Annotated in this window: 14 protein-coding genes; 7 read left to right on the top strand and 7 right to left on the bottom strand. The window is 68.1% G+C overall.

The genetic code is table 11. The annotated features are described in order from the left end of the window. Nucleotides 1-4: 4 nt before the first annotated feature. The gene (gene hemN / locus HHL11_RS15945; RefSeq protein ID WP_169419330.1) at nucleotides 5-1,390 is read right to left on the bottom strand and encodes an oxygen-independent coproporphyrinogen III oxidase; all 1,386 of its coding nucleotides are present in this window, start codon (nucleotides 1,388-1,390) and stop codon (nucleotides 5-7) included. Nucleotides 1,391-1,515: 125 nt separating this feature from the next. On the opposite strand from hemN, the gene fnr reads away from it, so the two are divergent. Both fnr and HHL11_RS15935 read left to right on the top strand, forming a co-directional pair. After that, nucleotides 1,516-2,247 (top strand): fumarate/nitrate reduction transcriptional regulator Fnr, encoded by a 732-nt coding sequence (gene fnr, locus HHL11_RS15940; RefSeq protein ID WP_342593222.1) that lies wholly within the window; start codon nucleotides 1,516-1,518, stop codon nucleotides 2,245-2,247. 111 nt (nucleotides 2,248-2,358) lie between these two features. After that, nucleotides 2,359-2,586 carry a CsbD family protein gene (locus tag HHL11_RS15935; protein ID WP_169419328.1) on the top strand — a complete coding sequence of 76 codons (228 nt, stop codon included), beginning with the start codon at nucleotides 2,359-2,361 and terminating at the stop codon, nucleotides 2,584-2,586. A gap of 45 nt (nucleotides 2,587-2,631) precedes the next feature. On the opposite strand, the gene HHL11_RS15930 is transcribed toward HHL11_RS15935, so the two are convergent. Then, nucleotides 2,632-5,481: a penicillin-binding protein 1A gene (locus HHL11_RS15930; RefSeq protein WP_169419327.1), complete on the bottom strand. Its 2,850-nt coding sequence runs from the start codon at nucleotides 5,479-5,481 to the stop codon at nucleotides 2,632-2,634. Nucleotides 5,482-5,713: 232 nt separating this feature from the next. Between HHL11_RS15930 and HHL11_RS15925 the strand changes: the two genes are divergently transcribed. Beyond that, nucleotides 5,714-6,034, top strand: a complete 321-nt coding sequence (locus tag HHL11_RS15925; protein WP_169419326.1) for a DUF2917 domain-containing protein — start codon at nucleotides 5,714-5,716, stop codon at nucleotides 6,032-6,034. 55 nt (nucleotides 6,035-6,089) lie between these two features. On the opposite strand, the gene HHL11_RS15920 is transcribed toward HHL11_RS15925, so the two are convergent. Together HHL11_RS15920 and HHL11_RS15915 are read right to left on the bottom strand one after the other, a co-directional pair. Continuing rightward, nucleotides 6,090-6,734: a response regulator gene (locus HHL11_RS15920; protein WP_169419325.1), complete on the bottom strand. Its 645-nt coding sequence runs from the start codon at nucleotides 6,732-6,734 to the stop codon at nucleotides 6,090-6,092. Then, nucleotides 6,731-7,783, bottom strand: coding sequence for a PAS domain-containing sensor histidine kinase (locus tag HHL11_RS15915; protein WP_169419324.1), 1,053 nt, complete (start codon nucleotides 7,781-7,783; stop codon nucleotides 6,731-6,733). Before HHL11_RS15915 ends, HHL11_RS15920 begins: the two co-directional genes overlap by 4 nt. A 153-nt stretch (nucleotides 7,784-7,936) precedes the next feature. On the opposite strand from HHL11_RS15915, the gene HHL11_RS15910 reads away from it, so the two are divergent. Next, nucleotides 7,937-8,683: a hypothetical protein gene (locus tag HHL11_RS15910; RefSeq protein ID WP_169419323.1), complete on the top strand. Its 747-nt coding sequence runs from the start codon at nucleotides 7,937-7,939 to the stop codon at nucleotides 8,681-8,683. Nucleotides 8,684-8,688: 5 nt separating this feature from the next. Here HHL11_RS15910 and HHL11_RS15905 read toward each other — a convergent pair whose 3' ends face one another. The 3 genes from HHL11_RS15905 to HHL11_RS15895 form a co-directional block, all read right to left on the bottom strand. Further along, the gene (locus HHL11_RS15905; RefSeq protein ID WP_169419322.1) at nucleotides 8,689-9,504 is read right to left on the bottom strand and encodes a hypothetical protein; all 816 of its coding nucleotides are present in this window, start codon (nucleotides 9,502-9,504) and stop codon (nucleotides 8,689-8,691) included. Between the two features lie 803 nt (nucleotides 9,505-10,307). Then, the gene (locus HHL11_RS15900) at nucleotides 10,308-10,928 is read right to left on the bottom strand and encodes a transposase (RefSeq protein ID WP_169419321.1); all 621 of its coding nucleotides are present in this window, start codon (nucleotides 10,926-10,928) and stop codon (nucleotides 10,308-10,310) included. Between the two features lie 149 nt (nucleotides 10,929-11,077). Continuing rightward, nucleotides 11,078-13,561: a sensor domain-containing protein gene (locus tag HHL11_RS15895; protein ID WP_169419320.1), complete on the bottom strand. Its 2,484-nt coding sequence runs from the start codon at nucleotides 13,559-13,561 to the stop codon at nucleotides 11,078-11,080. A gap of 147 nt (nucleotides 13,562-13,708) precedes the next feature. Between HHL11_RS15895 and HHL11_RS15890 the strand changes: the two genes are divergently transcribed. From HHL11_RS15890 to HHL11_RS15880, 3 genes are all read left to right on the top strand, one after another. Next, a complete protein-coding gene (locus HHL11_RS15890; protein ID WP_169419319.1) occupies nucleotides 13,709-14,113 on the top strand; it encodes a response regulator in 405 nt (134 codons plus the stop codon). Further along, nucleotides 14,110-15,360 carry a hypothetical protein gene (locus HHL11_RS15885; protein ID WP_169419318.1) on the top strand — a complete coding sequence of 417 codons (1,251 nt, stop codon included), beginning with the start codon at nucleotides 14,110-14,112 and terminating at the stop codon, nucleotides 15,358-15,360. The genes HHL11_RS15890 and HHL11_RS15885 overlap by 4 nt, the downstream gene beginning before the upstream one ends. Nucleotides 15,361-15,439: 79 nt before the next feature. Beyond that, the gene (locus HHL11_RS15880; RefSeq protein WP_240980091.1) at nucleotides 15,440-16,612 is read left to right on the top strand and encodes a S41 family peptidase; all 1,173 of its coding nucleotides are present in this window, start codon (nucleotides 15,440-15,442) and stop codon (nucleotides 16,610-16,612) included. Nucleotides 16,613-16,651: the final 39 nt, after the last annotated feature.

The following is a 16,651-nucleotide window of genomic DNA, read 5'->3' as shown; positions in this document are numbered from 1 at the left end:
CGCTTCAGATGATGCGCGAGAACTTCGCGCGGTTGCGGTCCGCCTGCAGGTAGCGGTCGAACTGCATCGCCACGGCCCGCACGAAGAACCAGCCCGAGGCGGTCACCTGGATGCCGGTGTCGTCGACCACGGCCAGGCCCTGCCGCTCCAGTTGCTTCAACTGCTCCATCTCCGCCGCGAAGTACTGGCGGAAGTCCAGCAGCCAGGCGAGCTCGATCGACTCGAACACCACCTGCCCCTGGCACATCAGCGCCATGATGACGGCGCGGCGCGCCAGGTCGTCGCGCGACAGCGCGAGGCCGCGCACCACCGGCAGCCGGCCCTGGTCCAGGTGGTCGCAGTATTCCTCCAGCGTCTTCGCGTTCTGGCTGTAGGTGGCGCCCACCTTGCCGATCGCGGACACGCCCAGGCCGATCAGGTCGCAATCCGGCTGCGTGCTGTAGCCCTGGAAGTTGCGGTGCAGGCGGCCCTGCCGCTTGGCCACCGCGAGCGCGTCGCCGGGCAGCGCGAAATGGTCCATGCCGATGTAGACATAGCCCGCGCTCAGGAAGGCCGCCAGCGCCTGCGACAGCATCGAGATCTTGCCGCTGGCCCCGGGCAGTTCGGCCGGCACGATGCGCCGCTGCGGCTTGAAGCGTTCCGGCAAGTGCGCGTAGGCGTACAGCGCGATGCGGTCGGGCTTCAGCGTGGCCACCTGCTGCAGCGTGCGGGCGAAGGACTCGGGCGTCTGCCGCGGCAGGCCGTAGATCAGGTCGACGTTGATGGAGTCGAAGCCGATGCGGCGTGCGTGCTGCATCAGGTCCGCCACCTGCTCGTAGGGCTGCACGCGGTGCACCGCCTTCTGCACCTCGGGGTCGAAGTCCTGCACGCCGAAGCTGATGCGGTTGAAGCCCAGGTCGGCCAGCACCTGCAGGCGCTCGGCGCTGACGGTGCGCGGGTCGATCTCGATCGAGCACTCCGCGCCGGGCGCCACCGCGAAACTGCGGCGCAGCATCGCCATCAGCTCGCGCAGTTCGTCGTCGGACAGGAAGGTGGGCGTGCCGCCGCCCAGGTGCAGCTGGCTCACCGGCTGGCCAGTGCCCAGGGTCTGCGTGTGCAGTTCGACCTCGCGGTTCAGGTAGCGCAGGTAAGTGGCCGCGCGATCATGATGCTTGGTGATGATCTTGTTGCAGGCGCAGTAGTAGCACAGCGACTCGCAGAAGGGGATGTGCACGTACAGCGAAAGCGGCAGCGACAGCGCCGCCGGGCCTTCGCGCCGCTGCAGCAGGGCCTGCGCGTAGTCGCGCTCGCCGAAGGCTTCGACGAAGCGGTCAGCGGTGGGGTAGGACGTGTAGCGGGGGCCGGGCACGTCGAAGCGCCGCAGCAGTTCAGGGGTGACGATGGTGCTCATGGGAGGCAGGCCTTGACTTCCATGCCACTGTGCCCGCCGCCAAGCGGCCCGGGCTTGACCTTCGTCAACTGCGGCGAGTTGCCGGCCGGGACAATTTGATGCAGGTCAGACAGCCAACCCCTGCCGTGCAAACACTTCCCTCTCCCGGCGCGATCAAGGTCGCCTGCTCCAACTGCAGCCTGCGCGAGCTGTGCCTGCCCATGGGCCTCAGCCCTGACGAACTGGCCCGTGTGGACGCGGTCATCACCACCCGCCGCAAGATCAAGCGCAAGACGCCCCTGTTCCGCAACGGCGAGCGCTTCCATGCGCTCTACGCCATCCGCACCGGCGTGTTCAAGACCTGCGTGGTCGCCGAGGACGGCCGCGACCAGGTCACCGGCTTCCAGATGGCGGGCGAGATCGTCGGGCTGGACGGCATCGTCAACGACCACCACACCTGCGACGCCATCGCATTGGAGGACTCCGAGGTCTGCGTGCTGCCCTTCGACCGCATCGGCGAGCTCTCGCGCGAAGTGGGCGCGCTGCAGCACCACCTGCACCGCGTCATGAGCCGCGAGATCGTGCGCGAGCACGGCGTGATGCTGCTGCTGGGCACCATGCGCGCCGAGGAGCGCCTGGCGGCCTTCCTGCTGAACCTGGTGCAGCGGCTGCAGGCCCGGGGCTTCTCGCAGTCCGAACTGGTGTTGCGCATGACGCGGCAGGAGATCGGCAGCTACCTCGGCCTGAAGCTGGAGACGGTGAGCCGCACCTTCTCGCGCTTTGCCGAGGAAGGGCTGATCGAGGTGCACCAGCGCCATGTGCGCATCCTCGAGGTCGAGCGCCTGCGCGCACTGCTGACGCCGGCCGGCGCCGCCTAGCGTCCCCCCGCTGTAGGACCTTCCGCACGCGCATTGCGGCCGTGCGGACCTACCTCGTCTGCGCTGGCGACCCCATCATGGAAGCATCCACAGCAATCCAAGGAGTTCACCATGAACAAGCAGCAGATCAAGGGCGCCGCCAACGAAGCCACCGGCGAGGTCAAGGAACAGGTCGGCAAGGCCCTGGGCGACAAGAGCATGGAACTGAAGGGCCACGCCCGCGAGATGGCCGGCAAGGCCCAGAAGAAGGTGGGCGACGCCAAGGAAGACCTGAAGGATGCCGCCCAGGACAGCGAAATTCGCCGCGAGCAGGAGCGGGACCTGAACCGCAAGCCGTAAGCGGCAGCGGCAGCAGGAAAAACCGGGGCCTCGGCCCCGGTTTTTTTATTGCGCGGAAGTCGCGTTGCCGCTCGCCTCGCTCACCGTGTTGCTGCTGCTGGCCGAGTCCTCGTGGTGGACAGGCGCGGGCACGGACTCGCGGGCCGAGCCGGTCGCGGCGCTGACCGCCGCTTCGCTCGCCGCCGGCGGCGCGCTGTTGGCGCCGTCGGAATTGCCATACCCGCTGCTGGTACTGCGAGAGCTGCTGGGGGCCGACGGCGGCGGCTGCAGCGGCCGCGGCTGGTACACCTGGACGCCGCCGGACGTTGCAGGCGACGGCGTGCCGCCGCCATTGTTGCCCATCACGCTGTTGTAGCTGCTGGACGGGCTGGGCGGCGCGGGTACGTCGCCCGAGCGCAGCGGCATCTCCTGCTGCCGGTACACCTGCGTGCCCGCGATGGTGTCGGTGGGCCGGCCTGCCTCCTGGTTGCGCGGATAGGTCGGCACCCGCGTCGGCTGCTCCACGATCACCGGGGCGTCGGCGGCCACGGCCGGCATCGAGCGCGTGGTGTCGGTGCGCGTGCTGTCCAGCGGGATCACGTCGGCCTGCTGCGGCGGCGGCACCAGTACCGGCGGCTCCAGCTTGACTTCGGGCAGCGTGGCAACTTCGGCCGGCTGCTGGTCGGCCGTCGACGGCTGCGCGCCGTTGAACAGGCCCGCCCACCAGTCCTTCACGCCCTGCACCATCGGCTGCTCCTGGTCCTTCAGGTGCGGCGCGGCGAACTGCGCCTTGGCGTCGACGAGGCCGGTCTTTTCCGCCTTCTGCATGAAGTCGCCCACCACCATCAGCGCGGTATGCGCGCCCTGGCCCCAGTAGCTGCTGCGCATGGCCACGCGGTTGTCGTTGAAGCCGGTCCAGGCGCCTGCCACCAGGTTGGGGTGCATCAGGATGAACCAGCCGTCGGTGTTGTCCTGGGTGGTGCCGGTCTTGCCGGCCAGGTCGCCGGTGAGCTGGAAGCGCGGCTTCAGGCCGGCGGCGGTGCCGTAGTCGATGACGCCGCGCATCACGTCCAGCAAGGTCTGCGCCGCCTGGTTCTGCAGCGCCGGCTCGGAGGCCGGGGCCGAAAAGCTTTCGAGCACGTTGTGGCCGCGGTCCTCGATGTCGGTCACCAGGGTCGGCTCGATGTAGTTGCCGCCGTTGGCGATGGTAGCGAAGGAGGTCACCATTTCCTTCAAGGTGACCGGGCTCGTGCCCAGGGCCAGCGAAGGCACTTCCTGCAGCTTGCTCTGGCGCACGCCCATGGCGCGGGCCAGGCTGGCCACGCGCGAGGGACCCACCTGCATCATCAGCTGCGCGGTGATGGTGTTCTTGGACTTCGCCAGGCCGTCGCGCAGCGTCATCGGCTCGTTGGTCGGCGCGCCCTCGATGTCGCCCGGGCGCCAGACCTGGTTGCGGTCGATCTGGATCGCCACCGGCTGGTCCATCAGGGTCTCGTTCGGCTGGTGGCCCATCTCGAAGGCGGCCCCGTAGACGAAGGGCTTGAAGGTGGAGCCGGGCTGGCGGCGCGCCTGCTGCACGTGGTCGAACTTGTCCTCGTTGAAGTCGCGGCTGCCGACCCAGGCCTTGACGTGGCCGGTGCTGGGCTCGATGGCCAGGAAGCCGGCCTGCAGCGTGGTCTTCTGCTTTTTCAGTTCGGCCATGAACTTGGCGTCGGACTTCAGCTTCTCCACCGCCTGCTTCGCGTCCAGGCCCTGCTGGCGCAGCGCCTGGAATTCGTCGGTGTCACGCACGAAGCCATTCAGCAGGTCCTGGTGCGTCGCCCAGTAGTAGGAGAACCCGTCCTTCGGACGATGCGTCAGGTAGGCCTGCGGGTCGGTGCCGTAGTTGCCGGCCTTGGCGCTGCCCCACTCCACTTCGGCCACCGCCTGCAGGGCGTCGCCCTGGCGCTTGACGGCTTCGTTGGCGTCGGCCTGCATGCGCGAGTCGATGGTGGTCTTCACTACCAGGCCGTCGGCGTAGATGTTGTAGTCGTGCTTGTCGGCCCAGTCCAGCAGCCAGCGGCGCAGGTATTCGGCCAGGTGCGGCGCCATGCCGTTGAATTCCGGCTGCCGCTCGAAGTCCAGCTTCAGGGGCTGCGCCTTCAGGCGCTCGTAGTCGGCCTCGGGCAGCTTGTCGGCCTTGACCATCTGCGCCAGCACGGTGTTGCGGCGCTCCACGGCGCGCTCGGGGTTCAGCACCGGGTTGTAGTAGCTGGTGCCTTTCAGCATGCCCACGAGCGTGGCCGCTTCCGCCGTATTCAGCTGCTTCGCCGGCTTGTCGAAGTAGGTGCGTGCGGCCATCTCGATGCCCCACGCGTTGTACAGGAAGGAGACCGAGTTGAGGTAGGTCTCCAGGATCTCGTCCTTGCTGTACACGGCCTCGATCTTGATGGCGGTGATGGCTTCCTTCACCTTGCGGGTGATGGTCTGCTCGCGGCCGATGTCCTCGGGGTACAGGTTGCGCGCGAGCTGCTGCGTGATGGTGGAGCCGCCCTGCACGTCGCCGTGGAAGGTGTTGATGGCGGCCTTCAGCGTGCGCGTGAAGTCGATGCCGTGGTGGTCGTAGAAGCGCTTGTCCTCGGTGGCGAGCAGCGCCTCGGTGACGGCGGGCGAAACGTCGGAGAGCTTCACCCAGTCCCGATTGGCGCGCTTGAACACGGCGAGTTCCTTGCCGTCGGCGGAGAGCACCACGCTGGGCGCTTCCTGCTTGGCCTTCTTGATGTCGCCGATGCTGGGCGTGAAGGGGACCAGCGCCGCCACGTAGACCGCCAGCGCCAGCGGCACCGCGAGCACCGTCAGGACAGGATGGCGCCGGACGGCCCTCCCCACGCGCCGCGCGCCATTGGCGAGACGCTCTCCCAGACCCCCGATCTTCATCGCATCTTCCTTGTTCCTTGCTTGCCGCCCAATCTAGGTGGCGCGGCTGGGCTGCCAAGTAGGACGGCAACGCGACGCGACCGCAGGCGTATGCGAAGGCGTGCATACGCGGCGACGTACGGACCGTGCGATGCGCGCGGGGCGGCCTACGCCGCGCGGCGCGGGCGTCCTACAGCAGCCTGCGCGGGCCACGCATTCCGCGCGCGGCGCGGCGCCGCAACATGCGCTGACCATGCTGCTCACCTTCGCCCCCGCCTTCTCGCTGCCGCGCCTGCTGGGGCGCGCGCCGGCCCTGCCCGTGCTCACCGCGCGCCCGCAGGTGACGCGCTGGCAGGCCTTCGGCGTGCGCGCCGGCCGCACGCGCGAGCTGCCGCGGGCCGAAGGCCGGTTCGTCGTGCACTGTCGCACGGGCGTGGTCTGGATCGTCCACGACGGCGAGCCGCAAGACATCGTGCTGCGGCCGAATCAAAGCTACGTGGTGAAGAGTGGCGCGCGCATGACGGCGCATGCGATGCGCGGGGATTGCGCGCTGGAATTGCAGGTGGACGTGTAGTTTTCTCCCGCCCAACTCTTCGTCATCCCCGCGCAGGCGGGAATGACGAAGGGGGTTACCCCAGCGGATCCGCCAGCCCGTGTTTCAACGCGTAGCGCACCAGCTCCGTCTGGTTCTGCAGGCCCAGCTTCTGCATCAGGTTGGACTTGTGCGTGCTGACCGTCTTCACCGACAGGTTCAGCTTGGCCGCGATGTCCGACACCGCGGCGCCGCTTACCAGCAGGCGGAACACCTCGAATTCGCGGTCCGACAGGGTCTCGTGCGGCAAGCCCTGCGCAGCGCCCGGCATCGCGCCCAGCGCCAACTGCTCCGCCACTTCCGCGCTGATGTAGGCGCCGCCGCCAGCGATCTTGCGGATGGCCTGTTCCAGCTGCGCCGGCGCGCTTTCCTTGGTGAGGTAGCCGCTGGCGCCCGACTTGATCGCGCGCACCGCGTACTGCATCTCCTGGTGCATGCTCAGCACCAGGATCCGGATCTTCGGCTTCTCCGCCTTCACCAGCTTGATCAGCTCCATGCCGCTGCGCCCCGGCATCGACAGGTCCAGCACCAGCACGTCGAAATCGAGCTCGCGCACGATCTGCATCACCTGGTTGCCGTCCGCCGCCTCGCCGGCGACGGTGAAGTCCTTGGCATCGCCGACGATGCGCTTCAAGCCTTCGCGGACGATGGCGTGGTCGTCGGCCAGAACAATCCTGATCATGCCCAGTGACTCCCCACCGGAATCCGCGCGCTGACCCGAGTGCCCTGCCCCGGCGCGCTGGTGACCCGCAGTTCACCCTGCATCAGCTGCGCGCGCTCGCGCAGGCCCACCAGGCCCAGCGACTGCGGCGGCCGCGGGTCCGTGGGCCGGAAGCCGACGCCGTTGTCCTGCACTTCCAGCACCAGCGCGTCGCCTTCGCGCGCCACCCGCAGCTTCACTTCACTGGCCTGCGCGTGCTTGGCGACGTTGGCCAGCGACTCCTGCAGGATGCGGAACACGCCGGTCGCATAAGGCTCGTCCAGCTCGATGTCCTCGTCGGCATCGAGCCGGCAGGGCACGCCGGTGCGCTGCGTGAAGCTCTGCACCAGCCACTCGATGGCCGGCACCAGGCCCAGGTCGTCCAGCACCAGCGGCCGCAGGTCGGCGGCGATGCGGCGGGTGGCGGCCACGCTGGCATCCAGCATGGCCAGCATGTCGGCGAGCTTGGCCTGCGCGTCGGCCTGGCCCGCCAGGCGGTCGCGCAGCCAGATGGCGTCCATCTTCAGCGCGGTCAGCGACTGCGCCAGTTCGTCGTGCAGCTCGCGGGCGATGCGCGACTTCTCCTGCTCGCGCACGCCGGCCGATTCGGCGGCGAAGGCCGCCAGCTCGGACTGCGCCCGCACGCGCTCGGTGACGTCGCGCACGATCACCGTGTAGAGCTTGCCGTCGGGCGTGTCCAGCTGCGAGATCGAGGCGTCGATGGGGAATTCCTCGCCATTGGCGCGCAAGGCGTACAGCACCGTGTTGCCGCCCATGCGGCGCGAGGTGACGCCGGTCGCGCCGAAGCGCCGCACCTGGGGGTCGTGCATGCCGCGGAAGCGCAGCGGCAGCAGCATGTCCAGCGGCTGCCCGCGCACATGCGCCGCGGGCCAGCCAAACAGCTTCTCGGCGGCACGGTTGTACAGCACGATGCGCTGCGAGTCATCGGTGCTGATGATCGCGTCCATCGCGGAATCGAGCAGGCCGGCCAGGCGCGCGGCCGCGACGTCGTCGGAAATGCTGGCACCCATTTGGCGCAAATTGTAGGCCGGCCGGGCTGGCCCGTTGCCAGGGCGCCGCTGCCGGCCGCCGACGTGGTCCTACACCCCCGCCCGGGCGGGCCTGACAAAAGGGCCCAGGGCCGCGCCACAGACTCGCACGGAACCTGAACTTTGAAGTAACCAGTGTTGGCCCTCGAAGACCCCGTCGCCACCCCCGCCGCCGCGCCGACCGCCGTCCCGGACGCCCTGGCCCCGCGGCAGCGCAGCCTGGCCCGCGCGGCCCGCCACGACATCCTGCGGCGGCTGGCGCCGCCGCTGCGCCACGACATGGTGGTTCCGCTGCAGTCGCTGGGCATGATGGCCGAGGCGCTGAGCGCGCGCCTGGAGCGCGGCTCCGTCAACCCCGACGACCTGCAGGGCATCGTCTCCAAGCTGAACCGGCTGTCGCGTCAGGCCGTCGCCACTTGCGTCGACGTCTCCACCTGGATGCAGCCGGCGGAGGACGATGCGGTGGCCCTGCGTGACGGCGTTGCCGAAAGCGTGCGGCTGCTGTCCACCAGCCTCAACTTCCGCGGCTTCGACCTGCGTTCCGAACTGGCCGACGGCGACTTCGAGGTGTCGCGCTTCGCGCTGCGCTTCCTGCTGCCCGGCGCCATCTTCGCGCTGGTCGACGCGGCCCCCGCGCCTGGCGAGGTGGTGGTGCGCACCGAGCATGCGTCGGCGCAGGCCGTGCTGCAGGTGGAGTACCAGCCGCAACCCGAAGGCGTGTTCACGCAGCTGCACGACTCCGGCGACGCGCCGCTGTCCTGGCTGGAAGTGCAGGCGCTGGCCGCGGAGGAAGGCGTGGAGATCGCGCGCAACGGCGCGGTCATCATCCTGCGCCTGCCGCGCGCCGTGGTCACGACACCGTTGAAGATGGTGCCGGTGTAGGCAACCTAGCGCGCCGCGCCCGGAAACACCCCTTCCAGCATCTTCCCGATCGCCTCGTCGCGGTCTGGGCAATGCCGCGCCTCGTTCTCCGTGCCGGGCGGGCGCTGAATGTCGCCCAGCCAGGACTTCTGGTGGATCACGGCCTCGGCCAGCAGCGTGTTGGTCTTCTCATCCAGCACGGTCACGCGGAAGCGCTCAATCAGCGGGGACAAGCGCTCGGGCCTGTGAACGTCCAGGATGTAAGCCGCCGTGACCTTCTGGATGCGTTCGCGCTTCTGGTCGGCCATCGAAATGTTCCACATGACGTGGCAGTCGTCGCGCTTGTAAGCCGCGGCGTCCGGTTGGCACCAGGACGCGGTGCTCACCCACTCAGTCTGCACGTTGGCGATGTGGGCCTTGGTGCAGCGTGTTGCCTCGGGCTCCAGCCAGCAGACGCTCTTTTTGCTGCCCGCCGGCATGTGCGGATCCAGGTTGTACATGTCGTTGGGCTGGCGGATGCGCACGTCCACGGCTTCGGCACTCGGTACCGTGGCGTGCACTTTCAGCTCCGGCGGAAGCTGGCAGATCCTGGCCCAGGCTTCGGACTCCTTCGCCGCCACGGCACGGCGGGCCGCCCAGTGGTCCGCCTCCTGCTTGCGCGCCACCAACCCCTGCATCACCACATAGACCGGCACGCTCGCCAGCGCCGCCAGCACGAAGCCGACCCGCAACGACCAGCGCTTCACCGCGAAGCAGGCGACGATGGCCGCGACTCCGATCAGGACCCAGATGACGCCCAGTTTTAGCAGGGCGATGAAGGCCCATGCCATCTCTTCCTTCATGCAACACCTTTCGCGTGCAACTGCGGTTCTTTGGTCCGAACAGTCTCCACGACGCCTGGCGCGTTTAACGTAGAAGTGAGCGGCGGACAGTAGGCTGGCGAAAGCCCGCCGATAGGACGTTCGTGTCGACTGCCAAGTTAGAGCGCTGCTCGGGGGAACTCACTTGTATATGCCTAACGCTTCGAACCGCCGCATCGTGGATGTCAGATCCAGAGTGTCCGAATCTGCTTCGCAAAGTACGGCTGGGGCAGCCGATTTCCCGGGAGGTGTCACCACGATTGATGCGCGGTCATCTATCGGTTGGTAGATCTCGTACAGATACTTGCCGTTCTCAAACGAAAGAACCGTCCCCCTCGCTAGCAGCTCGAGCTTGAACACGCCTGCCGGTCCACGCCGATCTGGAGGTACAACAAACTGCACCTTCCCGTTCGCACCGGCTCGATATTGCATGTACCCGGTGGTGGGGCTCAGGTCTGCGGAGGCGCAGAGCTCGTATCTCTTGGCTCGTGAATTACACCAAAAGATCGACTCCTCCTGCGCAGTACACAGCGAGACCTGACCTCCCCAGCACGGGAGACTGCTCACCGCGAGCAAGGAAAGAAGCAGCGGTTCGATTCGCACAATGGCTCCAGGCTCTAACGAGGCTGTGCAAAAAGCCGATTTCCACCGCACTGGTGGCCTCGGTGCCTGGTCTGGGTGCCCTGCATCGCCTCTCCTCCGTCTTTCAGCTCGCTTCTGATTTCTGGAAGCATTCTGGCATCTCGCGACGCTGCGGCAAGCCCTGATGGCATTTCGAGCACCTTTCAGCGCCCGTTTGCCCCTGATCCGTTGCGCGCCAGCTTCTCGATGTTGTGCACCAGGCAATACAGCCGCCACTGCGTGCCGACCTTCTCCTTGCCTCGCAGCGTGAACCGGTCGAGCCGTTTGGTATGGCGGATGTTGGCGAATACCGGCTCCACGGTGGCAATACGTTGGCTGTAGATCGCCCGGCCCCGAGCCGAGTCGATCGCGCGCATCATCAGCTCCGTGGCCGCGTGGCCGCTGCCGGGGCCACTGGCGAAGATCGCGACCTGCCGGATTGGCGTGCGCCCCGGATGTCGCAGGCACTGGGCGCGCATCGTGCACTGCCCGCAGCCCGCCTTGGTTCCCTTGTACCTGTGCGCCAAGCGCCCGTTGATGCTGCAGCGGCTGCCGCTGCTGTAAAGCTTCTGGCCCGCCGGGCAGATGCAGCAGTTGTTCTGGTTGTCCACGATGAAGTCACCGGGCCGGAACAGGCGAATCTTCTTCTCCTGCACCTTGGTCTTGTCGTGCAGTGGGTCGGGTTTGTCGCGATGCCTCTGCTGGCTGGTCAAGCGTTCGTCGCGCTTGCGCATCTGGCCGTCAGCCACCAAGGCAGGGATTCCAGCGTCGCGCAGCGCACGCATGTTCTCGTGGCTGCCCGCCAACGCGTCGTGGTGTGTTGCCTCCGCGAGCAGCCCCGCTACTTGCACTATAGCGTTCGCACCAGCTCCGACTCTTTCCTTCGCCTCAGCCCTTTGCCGCACCCACGCGACACAAGTTCCAACGAAGCAAGCTAAGACACGGCGGCGCCGGAGCGCGGAGCTTCTCCCGCGACTGCAGCGGACGAAGCATCGATAAACGCCTCCAGCTGCGCCAGCCGCAGCGGCCGGCAGTACAGGAAGCCCTGGAAGCGGTGGCAGCCGCGCGACGCCAGAAAGTCCCGCTGCTCCTCGGTCTCCACCCCTTCGGCGATCACTTCCAGCCCCAGGCTGCGGCCCAGGCCGATGATGGTGGTGGCGATGGCGGCGTCGTTGCTGTCGGTGAGGATGTCCTTGACGAATTCGCGGTCGATCTTCAGTTCGTCCAGCGGCAGCCGCTTCAGGTAGGACAGCGAGGAATAGCCGATGCCGAAGTCGTCCACCGACAGGCCCACGCCCATGTCCTTCAGGTTGCGCATCTTGGCCACCGTCACGTCCAGGCCGTCGGCCAGCAGGCTTTCGGTCAGCTCCATCTTCAGGCGGCCGGGCGGGACGCCGGCCTTGCGCACCGCCGCCGTCACCTCGCTCACGAACTCGGGGTGGCGGAACTGGCGCACGCTCACGTTCACCGAGATGCACAGGTGCCGGCGGTCCGGCCGCTCGGCCCAGGCCGCCAGCTGCGCGCAGGCTGCCTCCAGCACCCAGTGGCCGATGGGGATGATCAGCGATGTCTCTTCGGCGGTGGGGATGAAGTCGGCCGGCTGCACGGTGCCGCGCGTGGGGTGTTCCCAGCGCAGTAGCGCCTCCACGCCCACCATGCGGCCACCGGCGTCCACCTGCGGCTGGTATTCGATGCGCAGCTGGTTCTCGCGCCAGGCCTGGCGCAGGTCGGCCGCCAGCGCCGCGTTGGCGCTGGCCACGGCCTGCATCTCGGGGTCGAAGAAGCGCACCGCGTTGCGGCCCCCCGCCTTGGCCTGGTACATGGCCAGGTCAGCCTGCTTCAACAGTTCGCTCACGCTCGAAGGGAGCTTGCCGAACAAGGTCACGCCGATGCTGCAGGTGCTGTGGTGCAGGTAGCCTGGCAGCACATAGGGCTCGCCCAGCGCTTCCAGGATGCGCTGGCTGACGGCCTGCGCCGCGGTCAGCGGCTCCAGCGGCTTGTCCGCCGTGTTCTCCAGCAGCACCACGAATTCGTCGCCGCCCAGGCGCGCCACCAGGTCGCCCTTGGCCACGCAGTTGCGCAGGCGGCGCGCCACCTGCTGCAGCAGCAGGTCGCCCTTCTGGTGGCCCAGCGTGTCGTTCAGCACCTTGAAGTTGTCCAGGTCGATGAACATCAGCGCGCCTTCGTGCGCCGTGCCGCCGCCCTCGCCCACCGCCTGGTTCAGGCGGTCCAGCAGGTTCTGGCGATTGGGCAGCTGCGTGAGCGGGTCGTAGAAGGCCAGGTACTGGATCTTCTCTTCGGCCGTCTTGCGCTCGGTGATGTCGCGGCCCACCGCCACCCAGTGCGTGAGGCGGCGCAGTTCGTCCCACACCGGCGACACGTCGAGGTCGACCCAGTAGGGCTCGCCGGACTTGGTGTAGTTGATGATGTCCACGCGCACCCGTTCCCACTGCTCCAGCGCCGCGCGGATGCGATCGAGCTGTGCCCGCTGCGTCTCGGGCCCCTGCAGGAAGCGTGGCGAGTGGCCGACGACCTCCTCGCGCGTGTAGCCGGTGCGGCGCTCGAAGGCGTCGTTGACGAACACGATGCGCGGGCCCGGCGCGCGGAAAGGCGCGGCCTCGGTGATGATCACGATGTCGTTCAAGCGCGCGATGCTGCCTTCCAGCAAGCGCAGGTGGCGCTGCTCCTCGCGGCGCGAAGTGACGTCGCGCAAGTGCAGCGCCATGCCGGCGCCGAAGGGAAAGCCGCGCACTTCCAGCCAGTGGCTCACCTGCGCGTCCAGTTCCTCCAGCTCGATCGTCCGGCGCTGCTCCAGCGCCACGCGGAAGTGCTCCTCCACCTGCATGCGCACGCGCTTCTGGAAGAAGCTCCAGATCTTGCGCCCCAGCAGGCTTTCGTTGTCCAGGCCCAGCAGCTGCTCGGCCTGCTCGTTGGCGTAGCTGATGCGGCCCTGCCGGTCGATGGTGGCAAAGGCTTCGCCGCTGCCCAGCGCGCCGCCCATGCTCACCGTGTGCCGCATCAGCGTGCCGGCCTCATAGCCGGCCGGCGCGATCTCCTGCACCAGGCCTTCGACGCCGGCGATGGCGCCGTTGCCGTCACGCCAGGCCTGGCCCACGCAGCGCACCCAAGTACGGCGGCCTTCGATCGAGTCGATCTGCACCTCGACGTCGAAGGGCGTGCCGTCCTGCTCGCAGCGCCGCACGGCGGCTTCCAGCTCGGCGCGGTGTTCGCGCGCGTAGTGGTCCAGCGAATTCTCGAAGGTGGGGGTGTAGCCCGGCGGCGCGCCATGCATGCGCGCGAGCTGCTCGGACCAGTGCAGCTGGCCCTGCCGCGCGTCCAGCCGCCAGAAACCGATGAAGGCGCTGCGCTCGACCAGTTGCAACAAGTCGCTCGCGTTGTTCGAAATCGCTGGATCCATGTGTCCTGCGCATTGTGCGCACAGCCCGTCGGGGAAAGCGGTAGGCTGGCTCCTACACGCAAACGCGTGCGGCTCCGAGTGGGTCAACCGTGGCGCGCACCAGAATGCGTTCACACCTCGAAACCAACATTAACGAACTGAGCTCCCGTGCAACTCGCAGTCTTTGTCGTCGAGGACAACGCGGACATCCAGGAGAACCTGGTGGGCGCGCTGGAGGAACTGACCTGCGTCAAGGTCGTCGGCGGCAGCGCCACCGAGGAAGACGCGTTGGCCTGGCTGGCGCAGCATGCGCTCGACTGGGACCTGATGATCATCGACCTGTTCCTCAAGGGCGGCAGCGGCATCCGGCTGGTGCAGCGGGTGCAGCGCGCGCGGTCCGGGCAGAAGCTCATCATCTTCAGCAACTACGTGAACGCCAGCGTCCGCAAGCGCTGCGCCCAGCTGGGCGTGGACGCGGTGTTCGACAAGTCGACCGAAATCGACGCGCTGGTGGACTACTGCGCCCACCAGTGCAGCGTACTCGGCACGCAGCCCACCGGAGAATCACCATGACCCAGACCCTTGACCTGCCCGTCCTCTCGCTGGCCGAACCGGCGCACCCGGTGCGCCCGCAGGCCGAAGTGCCCGCGGCAGCGCCATCCGCGCCGGCGAACCCAGGCCGCCGCTGGTCCGACGGCTCCGGCAGCCATGCGCCGGTGGATCCGAACGCGCCCTGGTCGATGGCCCAGCAATGGCCCAACCTGGTGGCGGCGTTGTCCGAGCAGGCTGTGGAAAGCAGCAACCTGATGCTGCGGGCACTGAACTACCTGGTGGGCGCGGGGCGGCTGCGCCGCAGCGAAGCCAAGGCCTTGAGCGATGCGATGCACCAGCTGCGCGCCACCAGCCTGCGCGCGCAGCAGATCACGCGGCTGGCCGGCGGCCGCATCCGGCAGGCGCGCGAGCGCGTGGACCTGGCAGCGCTGGTGCGGCACGTGCTGGAGGAGCGCGACGCGGAAGTCGTGGCAGCCGGCGCGGCGGTGCATTCGGAACTGCAGGCGGTGGACGTGCTGCTGGACCCGCCGGTGGCGATCAGCCTGCTGAACGCGATCCTGGACTGGTCGCTGTCCTTCAGCAAGGAGATGACGCTGGCCCTGGTGCCCGCGGAATGGCCCGGCCCGGCGCAGCTGAAGGTGCGCGTGAAGACGCCGCCGCCGGCCGCGCAGGCGCATCCCAACGGCGCGGGCTGGACGGTGCGGCCGCGGGGCCGCCGCTTGAACGACGGCCTGCACTGGATGCTGCTGCGGCAGATCGCGCTGTCCGCGGGCCTGGAGGTGACGCGCACGCGCGAGGACGGCGTGGCGGTGCTGGCGATCGACTTCCCCAAGACCTTCCTGAACACCGAGGGCATGGCCTGCCTCGAGCTGACCGACTCCGGCAACCAGGCCGCGCCGCTGCGCGACACCTGGGTGCTGGTGCTGGCGCGGGACGAGCGCTTGCGCAACGAGGCCGTCGATGCGCTGCGCAAGATGGGCATCGACGCGGTCGCGGCCAGCGGCGCCGTGCAGGCCCGAACGGTGATCGCCGACAGCCGCCCGAACGTGCTGGTGACCGCCTGGGACATCCCCAACGACGAGATCGCCGCCTTCCGCCGCGACGTGCTCGGGGGCGAAGAGCGCTGCCCGCTGGTGGAGATCACGCGCGAGCTGCCGTCCTTCCACCTGAGCGGCTTCGACCGCTTCGAGACGCCGAAGGTGGGGCGGGAGCAGTTGACGGCGGAACTGCCGCCGACTGTTCTCTTCGAGCTGGTCAAGATCGTCTGACCTGGCCATCCCGGGCTGGACCCGGGATCCTTGCGGCGACAATCCCCTCGACACGAACGGAGGGGATATGCACTTTCAAATGGGGCGCGCCGCCGCCGGCGCGCTGCTCGCGCTTGCCGCCACCAGCGTCTTTTCGCAAACCAGCCGCAAGCCACTGCCACTCGATCAATTGCAGGTGCTTGCTGCCGCATACCAGGTGCTGCAGGACTCGCTGGTCTATCGTCCCGACGACAAGGCGCTGGTCGTCTCCGCCGTGAAGGGCATGCTGAAGGGCGCCGACCCCGAGTCGGGCGAATATTTCGACCAGCAGGAATTCGACGAATTCAAGCGTCCGCCTGAGCGGACCGGCGCGTCCGGGCTGGAAGTGCGCCTCAGGGACGGGCAGTTCCTGCTCACGCCCCTGGAGAACGGACCGGCCGCCGAAGCCGGAGTGCAGTTCGGCGACCAGTTGCATGCCATCGATGGGGCGCGCGTCAAGGGCCTGGACCTGCACATGATCGTGCGGCAGCTCTCCGGCGCGGCCGGCAGCAAGCTCACCTTGACGGTTTTCCGCGAGCGCGAACTCAAGGTGCTGGAGTTCACGATCGAACGCAAACCTTATGCGCCGCCGGGACCGGCGCTCACGGTGCTGCCCTCCGGCGTGGCGCTCCTGCGGATTCCGCAGTTCCGCGAACGCACGCTGCAGGAAGCCAGCACCGCGCTGCTCGACGCCTGGAACCGGCAGCCCTTTCGGGCCGTCATCCTCGACCTGCGCGCTTCACCCGGCGGCCTGCTGGACGTCGCAGTCGGAATCGCATCGATCTTCCTGCCGCGCGATGTCACCGTGGCCCGCATGACGGGCGCGCCGGCCACGTCGAACTTCGTCTACAAGTCCAGCAAGGAGTTCTACCTGCGGCATGGCGGCGCCGACCCGCTGGAGGCGCTGCCCGTGGCGCTGCGCGAACTGCCCGTGACAGTTCTCGTGGATGGCGCAACTGCGTCGGGAGCCGAGATCGTGGCGACCGCCTTGCAGGACAACCGGCGCGCGAACGTCGTGGGTCGCACCACTTTCGGCCGCGGCTCGATCCAGACCATCACGCCCCTGAGCATCGGGGCCATCAAGTACACGTCGGCCTACTGGCAGTCCCCGAACGGGCACAAGATCCAGGGTGCCGGCGTGACGCCGGACACCGTGGTGGACGACCCATGGGCGGCGAGCACGGTGGATGCGGTAGCCAGGGACCTGCTGTCGAAGAAGGTCGCGAAGCCTTGAGCTGCACTTTGTCATTGCGGGCTTGACCCGCAATCCATC

Source organism: Ramlibacter agri (genome assembly GCF_012927085.1).
Taxonomy (GTDB): Bacteria; Pseudomonadota; Gammaproteobacteria; order Burkholderiales; family Burkholderiaceae_C; genus Ramlibacter; species Ramlibacter agri.
Note: the sequence above shows the minus strand (reverse complement) of the source record. Positions and strands in the feature narration are given on the sequence as shown.